Below are 16,328 nucleotides of genomic sequence, written 5' to 3'. Positions count from 1 at the left end.
CGGCGCGGGGGCGCCATGCGGCGCGGGGGCGCCATGCGGCGCGGGGGCGCCATGCGGCGCGGGGGCGCCATGCGGCGCGGGGGCGCCATGCGGCGCGGGGGCGCCATGCGGCGCGGCGCTCGGGTGCGCGATGGCCCCGCCGTACGGCGGGGAGCCGGCGGCTTCAGCCGACGCGGCGGGACCCTGTCCGTACGGGTCCGCGGCCCGGTGCGGCCCGGAGAGGCCCTCGCCCGGTCCGGAAGCGATGTGCGGTGCGGAGCCGGCGTACGGCCCGGCGGCACCCCGCGTGTCCGGGTCCGCTGCGGCGCGGGGCGCGGAATCCCCGTACGACTCCGAGGAACCCCGCCCCACCGGCTCCGCCGCCTCGCGCGGCGCGGCCCCCGCACCGTCCCGGGAGCCCGCACCGGGCCCGGCCGCCCCATCCGCGTACCGCCCGTTCCCCGAGCCCTCCACCTCATCAGGGCTCAGCAGCTCCCCGTGCAGCGCGCGCAATTCCGGTCCCGGGTCCGTACCCAGCCGGGAGGCTATCCCGCGGCGGATCTCCTCGTACGCGGCCAGCGCCTCGGACGGGCGGCCCGCCGCGCGGAGGGCGCGCAGGCGGAGGGCGTGGAGGGGTTCGTCCAGCGGGTGCTCGTCGCAGAGTTCCGCCAACTCGCCGAGGACCTCGCCCGCCCGGCCCAGGGCGACCGCGGCGGCGAGGCGCGTCCGGCGGGCGTCCAGGCGGCGGGCCTCGTAGCGGGGGGCCAGTGCCGACCGGCCGGGGAGGTCGGCCAGGGCGGGGCCGCGCCAGAGGGCCAGCGCGTCGTCGGCCAGACAACCCGCCTTCGACGGGTCGCCGTCGGCGAGCGCCGCCGTCGCCTCGTCGGCGAGCCGCTGGAAGCGGTGCAGGTCGACGTCGTCGGGCCCGGCGCACAGCCGGTAGCCGCCGGTCACGGAGTCCACCGCGGCGTGGCCGAGCGCGCGCCGCAGCCGCCCGACGAGCGCCTGAAGGGCGCCCGTCGCGTCGGCCGGCGGCTCGGTGTCCCAGACCGCGTCGATCAGCGTCTCCACCGTCCGGGTCCGGCCCGGGTGCAGCGCGAGCGCCGCGAGGAGCGCGCGCAGCCTGGATCCGCCGAGGGCGGCGGGGTGACCGTCGTCGGAATGGGCCTGGGTGGTGCCGAGGATGCCGTAGCGCACGGACCCATTCTCACCCCGGGCGCCGCCCGGGTTACGACAAGCCGGGGCGCAGCCAGTACCGTCGCCCGGTACATCCGTACGCCGGGCCCCGCCCGGCGGGCGAAACCCCCACCCCCAGGAGCACACTCGTATGGCAGCAGCGGCCCGCGGCGAACGGCGCGTGAGCCCCGTCTTCCTCGCCCTCGTCGCCATCATGGCGGTGTCCATATGGGCGGTGTGGACGGGCTTCTCGGACAATCCGGGACTCGCCGTCTTCCTCTTCATCGTGTCGGGCTGGGTGGTCTCCCTCTGCCTCCACGAGTACGCGCACGCCCGCACCGCCCTGCACGGCGGCGACATCTCCGTCGGGGCGCGCGGCTATCTGACGCTGGACCCGCTGAAGTACACCCACGCCGTGCTCAGCATCGTGCTGCCGGTGATCTTCGTGATCATGGGCGGGATCGGTCTGCCCGGTGGCGCGGTCTTCATCGAGCGGCACCGCATCCGCGGCCGCTGGCGCCACAGCCTGATCTCGGCGGCCGGCCCGCTGACGAACGCGCTGTTCGCCCTCGTGGTCACCGCCCCGTTCTGGCTGGGCGCGATGGACGGCGTCCCGGACCACTTCCGCTACGCGCTCGCCTTCATGGCGCAGCTCCAGGTGACCGCGGCGGTCCTGAACTCCCTGCCGGTGCCGGGCCTGGACGGTTACGGCGTGATCGAGCCGTGGCTGTCGCACAAGGTGCGGCGGCAGGTGGAGCCCTTCGCGCCGTTCGGGATACTGGCCATTTTCGGCATCCTGTGGATCCCTGAGGTGAACCGCGCCTTCTTCGACACGATCGACGCGGTGCTGCACGGCCTGCGGGTCATGGAGTGGGACACCTACTGGGGGCAGCAGCTGTTCCGCTTCTGGGAGGGCACCCCGGAGATCCCGCCGCTCACCGGGTTGATCATCGACTGACTACTTCGCCGCCGGGCCCTGCTCGGCGGCGCGGTCGTTCTTGGCCTTGCGCACGTAGTACCAGGCGATGTTGGACGAGACGCCGAGGAGCAGGACCCAGACGATGCCGAGCCAGCTGCCCCGCGCGAAGGAGACGACGGCCGCCGCGGCCGCCAGGACGCAGACGGCGAGGGCGTAGAGAGCGAGGCGGGGCATGGGAGGCGGTCTCCTGTCCGGGGGCACATGTGCGTACGATCCCGGCCATTGTCCCCCACGCCCCGCGGCGCCGGTCCGCCGGTCAGACGTCGGTGACGCGCAGGCCCGCGTGGGCCTTGTAGCGGCGGTTGACGGAGATCAGGTTGGCGACCAGCGACTCCACCTGGTGGGCGTTGCGCAGCCGGCCCGCGAAGACGCCGCGCATGCCGGGGATGCGGGCGGCCAGCGCCTGCACGATGTCCGTGTCGGCACGGGCCTCGCCGAGCACCATCACATCGGTGTCGATCTCGGCGATCTCCGGGTCGGAGAGCAGCACGGCCGACAGATGGTGGAAGGCGGCGGTGACCCGTGAGTCGGGCAGCAGGGCGGCGGCCTGCTCGGCGGCGCTGCCCTCCTCCGGCTTGAGGGCGTAGGCGCCCTTCTTGTCGAAGCCGAGCGGGTTGACGCAGTCGACGACGAGCTTCCCGGCGAGCTCCTCGCGCAGCGATTCGAGGGTCTTGGCGTGCCCGTCCCACGGCACGGCCACGATCACGATGTCGCTGCGCCGGGCGCACTCGGCGTTGTCGGCGCCCTCGACGCCCAGGCCCAGCTCCTCGGCGGCGGTCCGCGCGCGCTCCTCGGCGCGCGATCCGATGATCACCCGCTGGCCGGCCTTGGCGAGCCGGTAGGCGAGGCCGCGGCCCTGGTCACCGGTGCCGCCGAGGACACCGACCACGAGGCCGGACACGTCCGGAAGGTCCCAAGGGTCCTTCGCCGGGGCCTTCTTCGGGGTGTCCTTCACGTCATCAGAAGTAGTCATGACAGCGATACTGTCACGCCCTCCCGGGCCGCCTTCGGGGGCCACGGCACCTGCCGGGCGCCCGTACGGGTGAGGGGGCCCGGAACCCCGCCTCCGGGGCCGCCGGCTGGGGCAGGATGCGGGGCCATGGACGCCGTACGCGTCGCGCTGCTGCGCGAAGTACTCGCCGGAACCGAGTGGTTGCGGTCCACCCGCCGCTTCGCGGGCACGCTGCGGACCTCGGTCACGCGCCACCACGGCGGGCTGCTGCTGGTCGGCAGCGCCGCGTACGAACCATGGCACCTGGCCGCGCACCTGGACGACGAGGCCGCCTGGTCCGGGCTGCCCGAGCTGTCCCCCACGCTCGTGCGCCACCGGGTGCCGCAGGGCGTCCCGGCGCATCTGTCGGTGGGGCTCGGCCGGCTGGAGGCCGTGCGGCGCGGCGAGACGCTGCTGGTGGTGACGGCGGACAGCCCCGGCGAGGGGCTGCTGGAGCGGGTGCACGACGCGCGGCGCGGCGGGGCGACCGTGCTCGCCCTGGACGGCACCCCCGAGGACACGGGCTCGGAGCTGTGCGCGCTGGCCCATGACGCGCTGGCCGCGCCGTCGGCGCCCGCGCCGTGCGCCTCGACGTCGACGGAGCTCGACCTCGACACCGTCCAGCACCTGGTCAGCGCCGCCGCCGGTGAGAACAGCCTGCCCGCGCCGCACGGCCGCCGCCGCTTCCGCGACCGGCTCGCGCGCCTCGCGGACCAGCTGACGGCCCCTCCGCCGCCGCGCTGGTAACCGGTTCCGTCCGGTCGCGGCCGTCCCGGCCGTTCGGCTACGCATCAGCAAAATCGTTTGCTCACGATCATCCGGATATGGACGATGGTCTTCCGTGACCGATCACGACCCTCCCCCCGCTTCCCCCGCCCCTCCCGGCCGCCTGCGCGCACTGCTGCCCGACCTCGCACCCTGGCACTCCTCCCCCGACTTCCGCCGCATGTGGCTCGCGGGACTCGTGACGGTCTTCGGCACGTTCCTGACGTTCATCGCGGTGCCGCTCCAGCTGAAGGAGCTGACCGGCTCGACGCTCGCGGTCGGCGCGGTCGGCGCGGTGGAGCTCGTACCGCTGATCGTCTTCGGTCTGTACGGCGGCGCGCTCGCCGACGCGGTCGACCGCCGCAAGCTGATCCTGTGGACCGAGGCCGGCCTCGGCGTGCTCTCCGCGATCCTGCTGCTCAACACCCTGCTGCCGGAGCCGATGATCTGGCCGCTGTACCTGGTCGCGGCGCTGACCAGCGCGCTGGCCGGGCTCCAGCGGCCGGCGATGCAGGCGATCGTGCCGCGGGTCGTCGCGCACGAACAGCTGCCCGCGGCCATCGCCCTGAACTCGATCCGCTGGCAGGCCGGCGCGATCGCGGGCCCGTCCCTGGCGGGCCTGATCATCGCCTTCGCCGGGCTGCAGTGGGCGTACGCGCTGGACATCGTGTCGTACGTGCTCTCCGGCGCCCTGCTGCTGGGGCTCGCGGCGTCCCCCGCCCCGCACGAGGCGGAGAAGCCGTCGCTGCGCGGCATCCTGGAGGGCGGCCGCTACGCGTGGAGCCGCAAGGAGCTGCTCGGCACGTACACGATCGACATGGCGGCGATGCTGTTCGCCTTCCCGACGGCGATCTTCCCGTTCCTCGCCGACGATCTGGGCGCGCCGTGGGCGCTGGGCCTGATGTACGCGGCCGGCGCGGTCGGTTCGCTGGCGGTCAGCCTGACCAGCGGCTGGGCCTCCCGCGTCCACCGGCACGGCCGGATGGTCGTCTGGGCGGCCGCCGGCTGGGGCGCGGCGATGGCCGTGGCGGGCTGGATGCACAACATCTGGCTGGTGCTGCTGTTCCTGGCCGTGGCCGGCGGCTGCGACATGGTGAGCGGCCTCTTCCGCTCGGCGATCTGGGACCAGACGATCCCGGACGAACTGCGGGGGCGCCTCGCCGGGATAGAGATGCTCTCGTACTCGGTGGGCCCGCAGCTCGGCCAGGTCCGCGCGGGCGGCATGGCGTCCCTGACGAACGTGCGCACGTCGGTCTGGGCGGGCGGCCTGGCCTGCCTGGCCTCGGTGGGCCTGCTGGCCTTCACCCTCCCGAAGCTGATGGCGTACGACCAGCGGACGGACGAACACGCGGTCCGGATGCGCAAGCGGCAGGAGGCGGTGGCGGAGGCGGCTTGAGGGTTCGCGTTCGGGGCGCCGAGCCACGGCCGGCTCCGCGCCCCGGCCCCGTTCAGCCGCCGCCCTGGCCCGCCTGACTCCCCCCGTTGTCGTTCCAGCGCGGGTCCTCCCGCCACTCCTCCTCGCGTTCGCGGGCCGTCTCCATCGCGTGCGCGGCCTCCTCGCGGGTCTCGTACGGGCCGAAGCGGTCGGCGGCGCGGCACTCGGGGCCGTCCTCGACCGTCCCGTGCTTGAGGCAGTAGTAGAACTCGCCCGGCTTGCCGGCCGTACGCCTCTTGAACAGCGCCATCAGGGTCTCCCTCGTGTCCTGCGGCCCCCGCGCCCGCGGGGGCCGCTCTCGCCCACATGCTCCCCGATGTGCCGTGGATACACTCGCTGACATGTCTGGCCAGTCGCTTCTCACTCCGGGGACGCTCTCCCCCGCCCGCCCCGTCCCCGCCTCGATCACTCGTCCCGAGTATGTCGGCAAGGACGCTCCCACCCCTTACAACGGCCCTGAGGTCCAGGACGCCGAAACGATCGAGCGGATGCGCGTCGCCGGCGGCATCGCCGCGCGGGCGATGGAGGAGGCGGCCAAGCTCATCGCGCCGGGCGTGATCACGGACGAGCTGGACCGGGTCGCGCACGAGTACATGTGCGATCACGGTGCCTACCCCTCGACGCTGGGCTATCGCGGTTTCCCCAAGTCGCTGTGCGCCTCGGTCAACGAGGTGATCTGTCACGGCATCCCGGACTCCACCGTGCTGCGCGACGGCGACATCGTGAACCTCGATGTGACGGCCTACATCGGCGGCGTGCACGGCGACAACAACGCCACCTACCTGTGCGGCGACGTGGACGAGGAGTCCCGCCTGCTGGTGGAGCGCACGCGCGAGTCGCTGAACCGGGCGATCAAGGCGGTCAAGCCGGGGCGCCGGATCAACATCATCGGCCGCGTCATCGAGTCGTACGCCAAGCGTTTCGGCTACGGCGTCGTCCGGGACTTCACGGGCCACGGCATCAATTCCTCCTTCCACTCCGGCCTGATCGTCCCGCACTACGACAGCCCGCATCACGACACCCTCATCCAGCCCGGCATGACGTTCACGATCGAGCCGATGCTGACGCTGGGGACGCATGAGTACGACATGTGGGAGGACGGCTGGACGGTCGTCACGAAGGACCGGAAGCGGACGGCGCAGTTCGAGCACACGCTCGTGGTGACGGACACGGGTGCGGAGATCCTCACCCTGCCGTAGGGCGCTCGCGGGCGGTAAGGTTTTTACCGACAGCACGTCGGGAACCGATTGACTTAGGTAAGCCTAACCAGAGAGAATCGGCGATGGCGCGGCGGATTTCCCTGCCGTGCCCCGTCCGCCCGCTCCCGCCCCCTCGGCCTCCGGAGGTCCGTCTTGGACGCGCCCGCCACCACGTCGTTCTCCACGCTGATCCGCACCGCCTCGCACGAGCAGCACACGGAGGCCGAGAACTCCTCGTTCATGAGCGACATGCTCGGCGGGCGGCTCGGTGTCGCCGCCTACCGCCGCTACACCGAGCAGCTCTGGTTCGTCTACCGCGCCCTGGAGGCCGCCTCCGCTGCCCTGGCCGCCGACCCCGTCGCCGGCCCGTTCATACGCCCCGAGCTGGCCCGCACCGCCGAGCTGGAGCGCGACCTGGCCCACCTGGGCGGCGCCGGCTGGCGCAGGGACACGCGGCCGCTGCCCGCGACGGCGGCGTACGCCGCCCGCGTCGAGGAGTGCGCCCGCGAGTGGCCGGCCGGCTATGTCGCCCACCACTACACCCGCTATCTCGGCGACCTCTCCGGCGGCCAGATCATCCGCGGCACGGCCGAGAAGACCTGGGGCTTCGCCCGCAAGGGCGACGGCGTCCGCTTCTACGTCTTCGAATCCATCGGCAACCCCGCCGCCTTCAAGCGCGAGTACCGCGAGCTGCTGGACGCCCTGCCGGTCGACGACCTGGAGAAGCAGCGTGTGATCGACGAGTGCAAGCACGCGTTCGCGCTGAACACGGCGGTCTTCCAGGAGCTGGGCCAGGAGTTCCCGCTCAGCGCCTGAGCGGTCGCGCCCCCCGGTTCGGACAGCGGCGCCCCCCGTCCGCGAAGGACGGAGGGCGCCGCTGTGGCGATGCGCCCGGATCAGCCGCGCGCCGTGTTCCGGCGGCGGGTGGCGTAGACGGCGCCGCCGCCCGCGAGGAGCAGGGCGCCGGCCGTGCCGAGGAGGGGGCCGGCGGGGACGCCGGCGCCGGTGGCGGCCAGGGACGCGGAGCCGGTGCCGCCGGTCGTGGTGCCGGTGCCGCCGGTCGTGGTGCCCGTACCGCCGGTCGTGCCGGTGGCGCCCGTACCGGAGCCCGTACCGGAGCCGGTGTCGCCGCCCGTGCCCGTGTCCGACGGCGCGTCGGGGAGCTTGGCGTTCTTGCCGAGCGCGACGGCCACCGTCAGCGGGTCGAGGGCCTCGCCCGCCTCGTAGTTCTCGAAGACCTTCGCGCCCTGCGCGGTGAGCGAGGCGGGGACCGCGGACAAGGTCACGACGCCGTCCTTGGCCTGGAAGGCGCCCGCGGCGAGGGTCAGCTTCGCGAGGGGCAGGTCGTTGTCGCTGACGACCTTGCCGGGGGTCTTGTCGACGGCACGTTCCTTGCGGGTGACGTCGGCGGTGAGCGTGCCCGTGGTGCCGGTGACCTTGACCTTGAAGTCGCTGAGCCTGAGGTCCAGCGCGTCCTTGTGGCCGGTGAAGCGCACCGCTCCGTCGAACGCCGCGTCGAGCGTGGAGGAGACGGCGTCGTACGTGCCGTGGCCCTTGACGAAGCGGTAGCCGGCGCCGGACTGCTTCGCCCCGCCGGACAGTTCGATCTTGCCGTTGGCGATGGACCCGGTGACGTACTTCCGGAACTTCTCCTTCACGCCCCAGTCGAGGTTGCCGTCGTGGAAGGCGCCCGAGGGGGCGGACTTGTCGGCCGCCTTCTCGGCGGAATCCCGCCCGGTGTCCTGCGCGGGCCGCTTGTCCTCCTTCGACTGCTCGCCGGAGTCCCCTCCGGTCCGCGCGTCCGTCTGGGTGCCTTCGTCCTTCGTCGACTTGGGGTCCTTCGACGCGTCACCGCTCGTGGTCGGCTGCTGAGCGGGGCCCGTCTTCAGGGAGAGCGTGGCCGGGTCGAGGGCCTCGTTCTCCTCGTAGTTGCGGAACACCTTCGCTCCGGCGGCCGTCAGCTTCGCGGGTATGTTCGCGTAGACGACCGTGCCGTCCGCGCCGCCCCGCGTGGCCGCCGACAGGTCGAGCGCGGCGATCGCGACGTCGTCCCCGGTCCTCTTCCCCTCCTCGGTGACATCGGCGAGGATGCTGCCGCTCTTGCCGTCGGTGGTGACGACCTTCAGGTCGGACAGCTTGAGGTCGAGCTGCCAGGACTTGTCCGCCCGCTGGTGGCCGCGGAACTGGACGCTGCCCTTGAAGGTGGTGGTCACGGCGTGCGTCGAGGAGTCATACGTGCCCTTGCCCTCGGTGAAGGTGAAGGCACCGTTGCCGTCGGCCTGCTTGGCGCCGTCGGCGACGTCGATCCGTCCTCTGGCGCCCGGGCCGGTGACGTAATTGCGGAATGTCTGCTTCACACCCCATTCCAGGGTGCCGTCCTTGATCTCGGACTTCTGTCCCTGGCCGGCGTCGGTCTTCGGTGCGGAATCCGCGGCATGGGCGGGCACGGTCAGCGCGGTGGCACCGAGGACGGTGGCCGTGGCGAGCGCCGCGAGGGCGGCCCGCTTGCCGGTCCGGTGGCGGAGTGACGTGACGGTCATGGTCGTTGGATCTCCTAAATAGAGGGCCTGAGGACAGAGCCTAAGCAGAGAAGGGCCCGCGTCGGCCGTCGCGCGGTGAGGAGGGGGGCCACGGCCGACGCGGAGTCAGAAACATCAATCCTGAGGCGGATTGACAGACGCCGTCCGCCGCTTGCGCACCACCACATATGCGACGGCGGCCACGATCAGCGCTCCACCGCCCGCGGCGGTGACGGGCAGGACGGGGAACGACGACGAGGAGGAGCCGGACGCCGCGGCCGTCTTCGTCCCGGCCGAGGGGTGCGGTGACGGCCCGGTCGCCTTCCCCAGGTCGGGCAGGGGCGGCAACGTCGCCTTGCCGTCGAGCGGTACGGCCAGCGAGACCGGATCCATCTCCGCGCCCTCCTGGTACATCCCGGCGAACGCCTCGGCGCCCCGCGCGGTGAGCTTGGCGGGCGCCTCGGTGACGGCGGCGAGACCGTCCTTCTCCGTCAGGCCCGAGGCGTCGAAGGTGACGAGCGGAACGTCCTTCTCCGTGCCGCCGCTCTTCGTCACATCCGCCGACAGGGTGCCCTTGCCGTCCTTCACCACCGCCTCGACCGCGCCGAGCGTGAGGTCGAGGTGGTCGCCGGTGAAGCGGAGGGTGCCGTCGAAGGAGGCGTCGAGGCTCTTCCCGGCGTCGTCGTAGGTGCCCTTGCCGTGCGGGAAGCGGAAGAGCGCCCCGCCGTCCTGGGCGCCGTCGGCGAGCTTCCAGGAGCCCTGGGCGACGGAGCCGGTGACGTACTCGCGGAAGGTGCGGCGTACGCCCCAGTCGACGGCGGCACCGGTGAACTCGCCCTTCTTCTCCGGTTCCTTGCCGGCGGAGGGGTCCGCGGAAGGCGGCTCCGACGGTTTCGCCGCGTCGGTCACGACGTCGGCCGACAGGGCGACGGGGTCGAGCGCGGTCCCGGCGGTGTAGTACCCGGCGAAGGCGTTCGCGCCCTGGGTGGTGAGGGTGGCGGGGATGTCGGCGAGGGTGACGGCCGTGCCGCCGCCCCGGAGGTCCACGCCCGAGAGGTCGAGGGCGGCCAGCGGGACGTGGGAGGCGGTGGTGACCTCGCCCGTCCCCTTGGCCTTGCTGGTCATGTCGGCGTAGAGGGTGCCGCTCCCGCCGGAGACGCGGACGGCGGGGCGGCTGATGGTGAGGTCGAGTTCATGGGTGCCGTCCGCCTTCCGGTGCCCGGTGAAGTGCACGCCGCCCGAGAAGCCGACTTCGAAGGCGCCGCTCCCGGGGTCGTACGAGCCCTTGGCGGAGTGGAAGCGGAATCCGCCGCCGACCGTGGCGGCGCCGCCCTGGAGCTCCCAACTGCCCTTGGCGACCGGCCCGGTGACGTAGCTCTGGAAGGAGGACTTGATCCCCCAGTCGAGCCGCCCGCCCGAGACCTCGCGACACCCGTCCGCGTGGGCGGCCGACAGGGGTGTCAGAGCCACCGGCGCCGTCGCGAGCAGGGCGACGAGGAGAGCGCGGACGGATCTGGACGGCGGCATCGGGGCCCCTTCCGGGCAGGACGGTCGCATCGCCCGACGCCTCACCCGGCGTGGCGATTTAGGTAAGGCTAACCTAAGCTACGTCCCGGCAGGTCGGAACCCTGTCGGCGAACCCGGCCGGAGCGAAAGGCAGGAATCGTGCTTCAACGGCAGTCCGCGGGTACGGCGATACGTACCCGGCGCCACTTCGGCGCATGCGCCGCCCTGCTCGCGTTTCTGGCCGTTCTCACCGGCTGCGGCGGCCCCTCCGCCGGCTCCGACACGGGCGGCAAGGGTGGGCAACGGCCGTCGGCCGACCGCGTCGAACCGCTCGCCGGCGCTCCCGACCAGCGGCTTCCCGCGACCGTGCGGTCCGCCGACGGGCGCGAGGTCACCGTGCGCTCCACCGACCGGATCGTGCCGCTCACCGGAGCGCTCTCGGAGATCGTCTTCACCCTCGGCCTCGGCGACCACGTCGTCGGCCGCGACATCACCGCCACCTTCGACCAGGCGAGGAAGCTGCCCGTCGTCACCCGCGCGCACGACGTCTCCGCCGAGAGCGTCCTGTCGCTGAGACCCGGCCTCGTCCTCGCCGAGACCACCAACGGGCCCGCCGAGGCCGTCGAGCAGATCCGGGCCGCCGGCGTACCGCTCGTCGTCCTCGACCCGGCCAGGAAGCTCGACGACGTCGGGACGCGCATCGAGAAGGTGGCGGCGGCGCTCGGCGCGCGCACCGCCGGCGAGCGGCTGCGCGAGCGCACGCAGGACCGTATCGGCGCGGCGGAGAAGGGTGTTCCGCGCGGCGGCGGGAAGCCGCGGGTGGCGTTCCTGTATCTGCGCGGCTCGGCGTCCGTCTACCTCCTCGGCGGCGCGGGTTCCGGCGCGGACTCCCTCATCGAGGCCGCGGGCGGGGTGGACGCGGGCAAGGAGTCGGGGCTGCGGAAGGACTTCACGCCCATCACCAGTGAGGCGCTCGCCAAGGCCGCGCCCGATGTCGTCCTCGTGATGAGCAAGGGCCTGGAGTCGGTCGGCGGCGTGGACGGCCTGCTGAAGATCCCCGGCGTCGGCCAGACCCCCGCCGGTCTCGACCGCCGGGTCGCCTCCGTCGACGACGGGGTGCTGCTGAACTTCGGCCCCCGCACGGACGCGGTGCTGAAGTCCCTGGTCGGCCAGATCCACGCGAAGGGCGAGTGACATGGCCGTCCTGGCCGAGCCGGCCGAGCTCGCGGACGGCCGCCCGCTGCCCCGACCGCGCCGCCGCACGGCCGCGCTCCTGACGGTCGGCATGGCCGCGGCCCTGCTGGTGCTGTGCCTGCTCTCCGCCGGGCTCGGCGCGTACGACATCCCGCTCGGCGACGTCCTGGGCTCGCTGCTGCACCGCACGGGGCTGGGCGGCGCGGAGCTGGACCGGGTCGGCGAGAGCGTGCTGTGGAACGTCCGGCTGCCGCGGGTGGTGCTGGCGCTGCTCGTCGGGGCGTCGCTGGGGTGCGCGGGCGCGCTGATGCAGGGCGTGTTCGGCAACCCCCTCGCCGAACCGGGCGTCATCGGCATCTCGGCGGGCGCGGCGGTCGGCGCGGTCGCCTCGATCGCGCTGGGGCTGAGCTTTTTCGGCAACTGGACGGTGACGGTCTGCGCGTTCGTGTGCGGGCTGGGGACGGTGCTGCTGGTGTACGCGCTGTCGCGGTCGGGCGGCCGCACGGAGGTGGTCACCCTCATCCTCACGGGCATCGCGGTGAACGCCTTCGCGGGCGCGCTCATCGGGCTGTTCGTCTTCCTCGCGGACAACGCGCAGGTCACGCAGATCACCTTCTGGCAGCTGGGCTCGCTGGCGCAGGCGACCTGGCCGAAGGTGGTGGCGGTGCTGCCGTGCGCCCTGGCCGGGCTGGCCGTCGCCCCCTCGTACGCCCGCAGGTTGGACCTCCTCGCGCTCGGCGAACGGCCGGCGCGCCACCTGGGCGTGGACGTGGAGCGGCTGCGGCTGGTCCTGGTGCTGGTCGTGGCGCTGCTGACGGCGGCCGCCGTGGCCGTGGCCGGAATCATCGCGTTCGTGGGGCTGCTGGTGCCGCACCTGCTGCGGATGGCCGCGGGGCCCGGTCACCGCTTCCTCGTGCCGGGCAGCGCGCTGGGCGGCGCGCTCGTCCTCGTGGCCGCCGACCTGGCGGCCCGCACGGCCGCCCAGCCGGCGGAACTCCCCCTGGGCGTACTGACGGCCCTGTTCGGCAGCCCGTTCTTCTTCTGGCTGTTGCGCAGGACCCGGCGCAGGCAAGGGGGTTGGGCGTGACCGCCTTCCTGCCGTACGCCCGATCGGCCCCGTCCCCGGCGGCCCTTCGCCCACGCGAGACCCGAGGAGGTCCGGCCCGATGAGGTCCCCTTTCAAGGCCCGCGCGCGCCGGCTCCCCACCCCCTCCCCCATCGGGGCGGTGCGGGCCGAGGCGCGGGCGCTGCGGGTGCGGCTCGGGGCGCGCACCGTACTGACCGAGGTCGATCTGACCGTCGTCGCCGGTGAGGTGCTCGCGCTCGTGGGGCCGAACGGTGCCGGGAAGTCGACGCTGCTCGCCGCGCTCGCCGGTGATCTGCCGGCCGAGTCCGGCGAGGTGCTGATCGACGGGCGGCCGGCCGCCGCCTGGTCGCCGGGTGAACTCGCCCTGCGCCGGTCCGTGCTGCCGCAGTCGGCGGAGCTGGCGTTCCCCTTCCCGGTCGAGGAGGTGGTCCGGATGGGCCGCGCGCCCTGGGCCGGCACCGTGGCGCGGGCGGAGGACGACGAGGCGGTACGGGCCGCGATGGCCGCCGCCGAGGTGGCCGCGTTCGCGGGGCGGGCCTTCGCCGCGCTCTCCGGCGGTGAGCGGGCCCGGGTGTCCCTGGCCCGGGTCCTGGCGCAGCGCACCCCGCTGCTGCTGCTCGACGAGCCGACCGCCGCGCTGGACCTGCGCCATCAGGAGCTGGTGCTGCGGATCTGCCGGGAGCGCGCGGCGGCGGGCGACGCGGTGGTGGTCGTGCTGCACGATCTGGGGCTGGCCGGCGCGTACGCGGACCGCGTGGCCGTGCTGCACGAGGGGAGGATCGCGGCGGAGGGCACTCCCAGTCGGGTGTTCGACGCGGAACTCCTCAGTGGGGTCTATTCCCAGCCGGTCGAAGTAATTGATCATCCGCGCACCGGTGAACCTCTGGTGATCCCGAGACGGGAGGGGCGAGATTTTGCCTCGTGAGAGCAGAATCACGCGGCATTCCGGGAACGACATAGGCAAGCCTCAGATAAGTTAGGGCGGCCTTATTCAGCCATGGCTTTCGGCCATGGCCGTACGGCACGTTTGCGTCCGTCCCCGCCTGTTCGAGCAAGCCTGGAGCTCTCATGCGCGTCCTCCGCTCCTCCGTCGTCACCGCCATCGCCGCGGTGACAGCACTGACCGCCGTATCCGGCTGTGCCGACAAGTCGGACGGAAAGGACTCGGACGCGATCAAGGTCACCGCCTCCGACGACAAGTGCGAAGTTTCCAGGACTTCTTTTCCCGCCGGGCACGTCAAGATCAATATCCAGAACAAGGGTTCCAAGGTCACCGAGGTGTACGTCTACACCCCGGACGAGCGCATCATCACCGAGCGCGAGAACATCGGCCCCGGCACCAAGGCGGAGATCACCGCTCAGATCAAGGCCGGTTCGTACGAAATCGCCTGCAAGCCCGGCATGAAGGGCGACGGCATCCGCCAGAAGGTCACCGCGACCGGTGACGGCGCCACGACGAAGGCCAACCCCGAGCTGGACAAGGCCGTCGCGGAGTACCGCAAGTACGTGCAGACGCAGGCCGACGAGACGCTGCCGGTGGCCGAGAAGTTCGCCGAGGCGGTCAAGAGCGGCGACCTGGACGAGGCGAAGAAGCTCTACGCCCCCTCCCGCGTCGGCTGGGAGCGCACCGAGCCGGTCGCCGAGTCCTTCGGTGACATCGACCCGAAGGTCGACGTCCGCGAGGACGGCCTGGAGAAGGACCAGAAGTGGACCGGCTGGCACAAGCTGGAGAAGTCCCTGTGGGACGCCAAGGCCATCAACGATGAGGACAAGAAGCTGGCCGACCAGCTGATCACCGACCTCAAGGACTGGCAGAAGCGCGTCGGCACCGCCGAGATCACCCCGACCAGCATGGCCAACGGCGCCAAGGAGCTGCTCGACGAGGTGGCCACCGGCAAGGTGACCGGCGAGGAGGAGCGCTACAGCCACACCGACCTGGTCGACTTCCAGGCCAACGTCGAGGGCGCCGAGAAGTCGTACGCGCTGCTGAAGCCGGTCGCGGCCAAGAACGACGCGGGCCTGGTCAAGGAGCTGGACAAGCAGTTCGCCGACCTGAAGAAGCTCCTCGACGAGCACCGCGAGGGCGACGGCTTCAAGGCGTACGACTCCATCGGCAAGGACGACCGCAAGAAGCTGTCCGACGGCGTGAACGCGCTCGCCGAGCCGCTGTCCAAGCTCGCCGCCGCCGTCGCGAAGTAAGAGGAGCACCGGTGACCGAGAACTCGAAGACGGACGACGCCACCACGGCGGCCGCGCCCTCGCGCCGGTCGGTCCTCGGCTGGGGCGGTGCCGGGCTCGCGCTCGGCGCGGCCGCCGCCGGGGGCACCGCCGCCGCGCTGCGCCTGGGCGACGACGCGTCGCCGGCCGCGTCGGCCGGTGACGCGGTGCCGTTCCACGGCGCCCACCAGGCCGGTATCCACACGGCCGTACAGGACCGGCTGCACTTCGCCGCGTTCGACGTGACCACCACCGACCGGGCGGCGCTGATCGCACTGCTCAAGGAGTGGACGGCCGCCGCCGCGCGGATGACGGCCGGCCACGAGGTCGGCACCGGCGCCATCGGCGACAACGACCAGGCACCGCCGGACGACACCGGTGAGGCGCTCGGCCTCAAGCCGTCCCGCCTGACGCTGACCTTCGGCATCGGCCCCGGCCTGTTCGAGAAAGACGGCAAGGACCGCTTCGGGATCGCCTCCCGGCGCCCGAAGGCCCTGGTCGACCTGCCGGCCTTCCCCGGCGACAACCTCGACGCCGCGCGCAGCGGCGGAGACCTGTGCGTCCAGGCGTGCGCGGACGACCCGCAGGTGGCGGTGCACGCGATCCGCAACCTCGCCCGCATCGGCATGGGCAAGGTCGCCATCCGCTGGTCGCAGCTCGGCTTCGGCAAGACGTCCTCCACGACGCCGGACGCCCAGACGCCGCGCAACATGATGGGCTTCAAGGACGGCACCCGGAACATCTCCGGCACCGACGACGCCGCCCTCGACAAGCACGTGTGGGTCGGCGAGAAGGACGGCCCGGCCTGGATGGTCGGCGGCTCCTACCTCGTCGCGCGCCGCATACGGATGCACATCGAGACCTGGGACCGCACCTCGCTCGCCGAGCAGGAGGACATCTTCGGCCGGGACAAGGGCGAGGGCGCGCCGGTCGGCAAGCAGCGCGAGCGCGACGAGCCGCTGCTGAAGGCGATGAAGCCGGACTCCCATGTGCGCCTCGCGCACCCCGACAGCAACAACGGCGTGACGATCCTGCGGCGCGGCTACTCCTTCACGGACGGCACCGACGGCCTGGGCCGGCTGGACGCGGGCCTGTTCTTCCTCGCCTACCAGCGGGACGTACGGGACGGCTTCATCCCGCTGCAGAAGAACCTCGCCGCCAAGGACGCGCTCAACGAGTACATCCAGCACGTCGGCTCGGCGGTCTTCGCCGTCCCGCCGGGCGTCCGCGACAAGGACGACTGGTGGGGCAAGCCCCTCTTCGCGTGATCGACGGGCTTTC

The 16,328-nt window shown here is 72.7% G+C and carries 16 protein-coding genes; 10 read left to right on the top strand and 6 right to left on the bottom strand.

All coding sequences use genetic code 11. The features are described from left to right. Positions 1-1,176 (bottom strand): AfsR/SARP family transcriptional regulator (locus ACZ303_RS06760; protein ID WP_467335719.1); only part of this gene is annotated, 1,176 nt, incomplete at its 3' end. Positions 1,177-1,306: 130 nt separating this feature from the next. Here ACZ303_RS06760 and ACZ303_RS06755 point away from each other — a divergent pair. Continuing rightward, entirely contained in the window at positions 1,307-2,113 is an 807-nt protein-coding gene (locus ACZ303_RS06755; RefSeq protein WP_467335717.1) for a site-2 protease family protein, read from the top strand. Here ACZ303_RS06755 and ACZ303_RS06750 read toward each other — a convergent pair whose 3' ends face one another. Beyond that, entirely contained in the window at positions 2,114-2,308 is a 195-nt protein-coding gene (locus tag ACZ303_RS06750) for a hypothetical protein (protein WP_467335715.1), read from the bottom strand. An 82-nt stretch (positions 2,309-2,390) separates the two neighbouring features. Then, positions 2,391-3,107, bottom strand: a complete 717-nt coding sequence (npdG, locus tag ACZ303_RS06745; protein WP_467335713.1) for an NADPH-dependent F420 reductase — start codon at positions 3,105-3,107, stop codon at positions 2,391-2,393. A 126-nt stretch (positions 3,108-3,233) separates the two neighbouring features. Here npdG and ACZ303_RS06740 point away from each other — a divergent pair, with 126 nt between their 5' ends. After that, entirely contained in the window at positions 3,234-3,872 is a 639-nt protein-coding gene (locus ACZ303_RS06740) for a hypothetical protein (protein WP_467335711.1), read from the top strand. A 94-nt stretch (positions 3,873-3,966) separates the two neighbouring features. Continuing rightward, positions 3,967-5,286 carry an MFS transporter gene (locus tag ACZ303_RS06735; RefSeq protein WP_467335709.1) on the top strand — a complete coding sequence of 440 codons (1,320 nt, stop codon included), beginning with the start codon at positions 3,967-3,969 and terminating at the stop codon, positions 5,284-5,286. A 52-nt stretch (positions 5,287-5,338) separates the two neighbouring features. Here the strand turns inward: ACZ303_RS06735 and ACZ303_RS06730 are convergent, their stop codons facing one another. After that, the gene (locus ACZ303_RS06730) at positions 5,339-5,575 is read right to left on the bottom strand and encodes a hypothetical protein (protein ID WP_467335707.1); all 237 of its coding nucleotides are present in this window, start codon (positions 5,573-5,575) and stop codon (positions 5,339-5,341) included. Between the two features lie 91 nt (positions 5,576-5,666). On the opposite strand from ACZ303_RS06730, the gene map reads away from it, so the two are divergent. Together map and ACZ303_RS06720 are read left to right on the top strand one after the other, a co-directional pair. After that, positions 5,667-6,524 carry a type I methionyl aminopeptidase gene (gene map, locus ACZ303_RS06725; RefSeq protein WP_467335705.1) on the top strand — a complete coding sequence of 286 codons (858 nt, stop codon included), beginning with the start codon at positions 5,667-5,669 and terminating at the stop codon, positions 6,522-6,524. A 153-nt stretch (positions 6,525-6,677) separates the two neighbouring features. Further along, a complete protein-coding gene (locus ACZ303_RS06720) occupies positions 6,678-7,340 on the top strand; it encodes a biliverdin-producing heme oxygenase (RefSeq protein WP_467335703.1) in 663 nt (220 codons plus the stop codon). 80 nt (positions 7,341-7,420) lie between these two features. On the opposite strand, the gene ACZ303_RS06715 is transcribed toward ACZ303_RS06720, so the two are convergent. Then, entirely contained in the window at positions 7,421-9,064 is a 1,644-nt protein-coding gene (locus ACZ303_RS06715) for an HtaA domain-containing protein (RefSeq protein ID WP_467335701.1), read from the bottom strand. Positions 9,065-9,178: 114 nt separating this feature from the next. Further along, positions 9,179-10,570, bottom strand: a complete 1,392-nt coding sequence (locus ACZ303_RS06710) for an HtaA domain-containing protein (RefSeq protein WP_467335699.1) — start codon at positions 10,568-10,570, stop codon at positions 9,179-9,181. 138 nt (positions 10,571-10,708) lie between these two features. Between ACZ303_RS06710 and ACZ303_RS06705 the strand changes: the two genes are divergently transcribed. The 5 genes from ACZ303_RS06705 (at position 10,709) to efeB (ending at position 16,315) form a co-directional block, all read left to right on the top strand. Beyond that, positions 10,709-11,743, top strand: coding sequence for a heme/hemin ABC transporter substrate-binding protein (locus ACZ303_RS06705; protein ID WP_467335697.1), 1,035 nt, complete (start codon positions 10,709-10,711; stop codon positions 11,741-11,743). Between the two features lies 1 nt (position 11,744). After that, complete coding sequence (locus ACZ303_RS06700; protein WP_467335695.1) at positions 11,745-12,830, top strand: FecCD family ABC transporter permease; 1,086 nt, start codon at positions 11,745-11,747, stop codon at positions 12,828-12,830. A gap of 79 nt (positions 12,831-12,909) precedes the next feature. Then, a complete protein-coding gene (locus ACZ303_RS06695) occupies positions 12,910-13,755 on the top strand; it encodes a heme ABC transporter ATP-binding protein (RefSeq protein ID WP_467335693.1) in 846 nt (281 codons plus the stop codon). 143 nt (positions 13,756-13,898) lie between these two features. Continuing rightward, positions 13,899-15,029: an iron uptake system protein EfeO gene (gene efeO / locus ACZ303_RS06690; RefSeq protein ID WP_467335691.1), complete on the top strand. Its 1,131-nt coding sequence runs from the start codon at positions 13,899-13,901 to the stop codon at positions 15,027-15,029. Positions 15,030-15,040: 11 nt separating this feature from the next. Beyond that, entirely contained in the window at positions 15,041-16,315 is a 1,275-nt protein-coding gene (gene efeB / locus ACZ303_RS06685; RefSeq protein ID WP_467335689.1) for an iron uptake transporter deferrochelatase/peroxidase subunit, read from the top strand. Positions 16,316-16,328: the final 13 nt, after the last annotated feature.

It is taken from the genome of Streptomyces sp. NPDC023527 (assembly GCF_055560115.1).
This window is presented reverse-complemented; position numbering and strand designations above follow the sequence as displayed.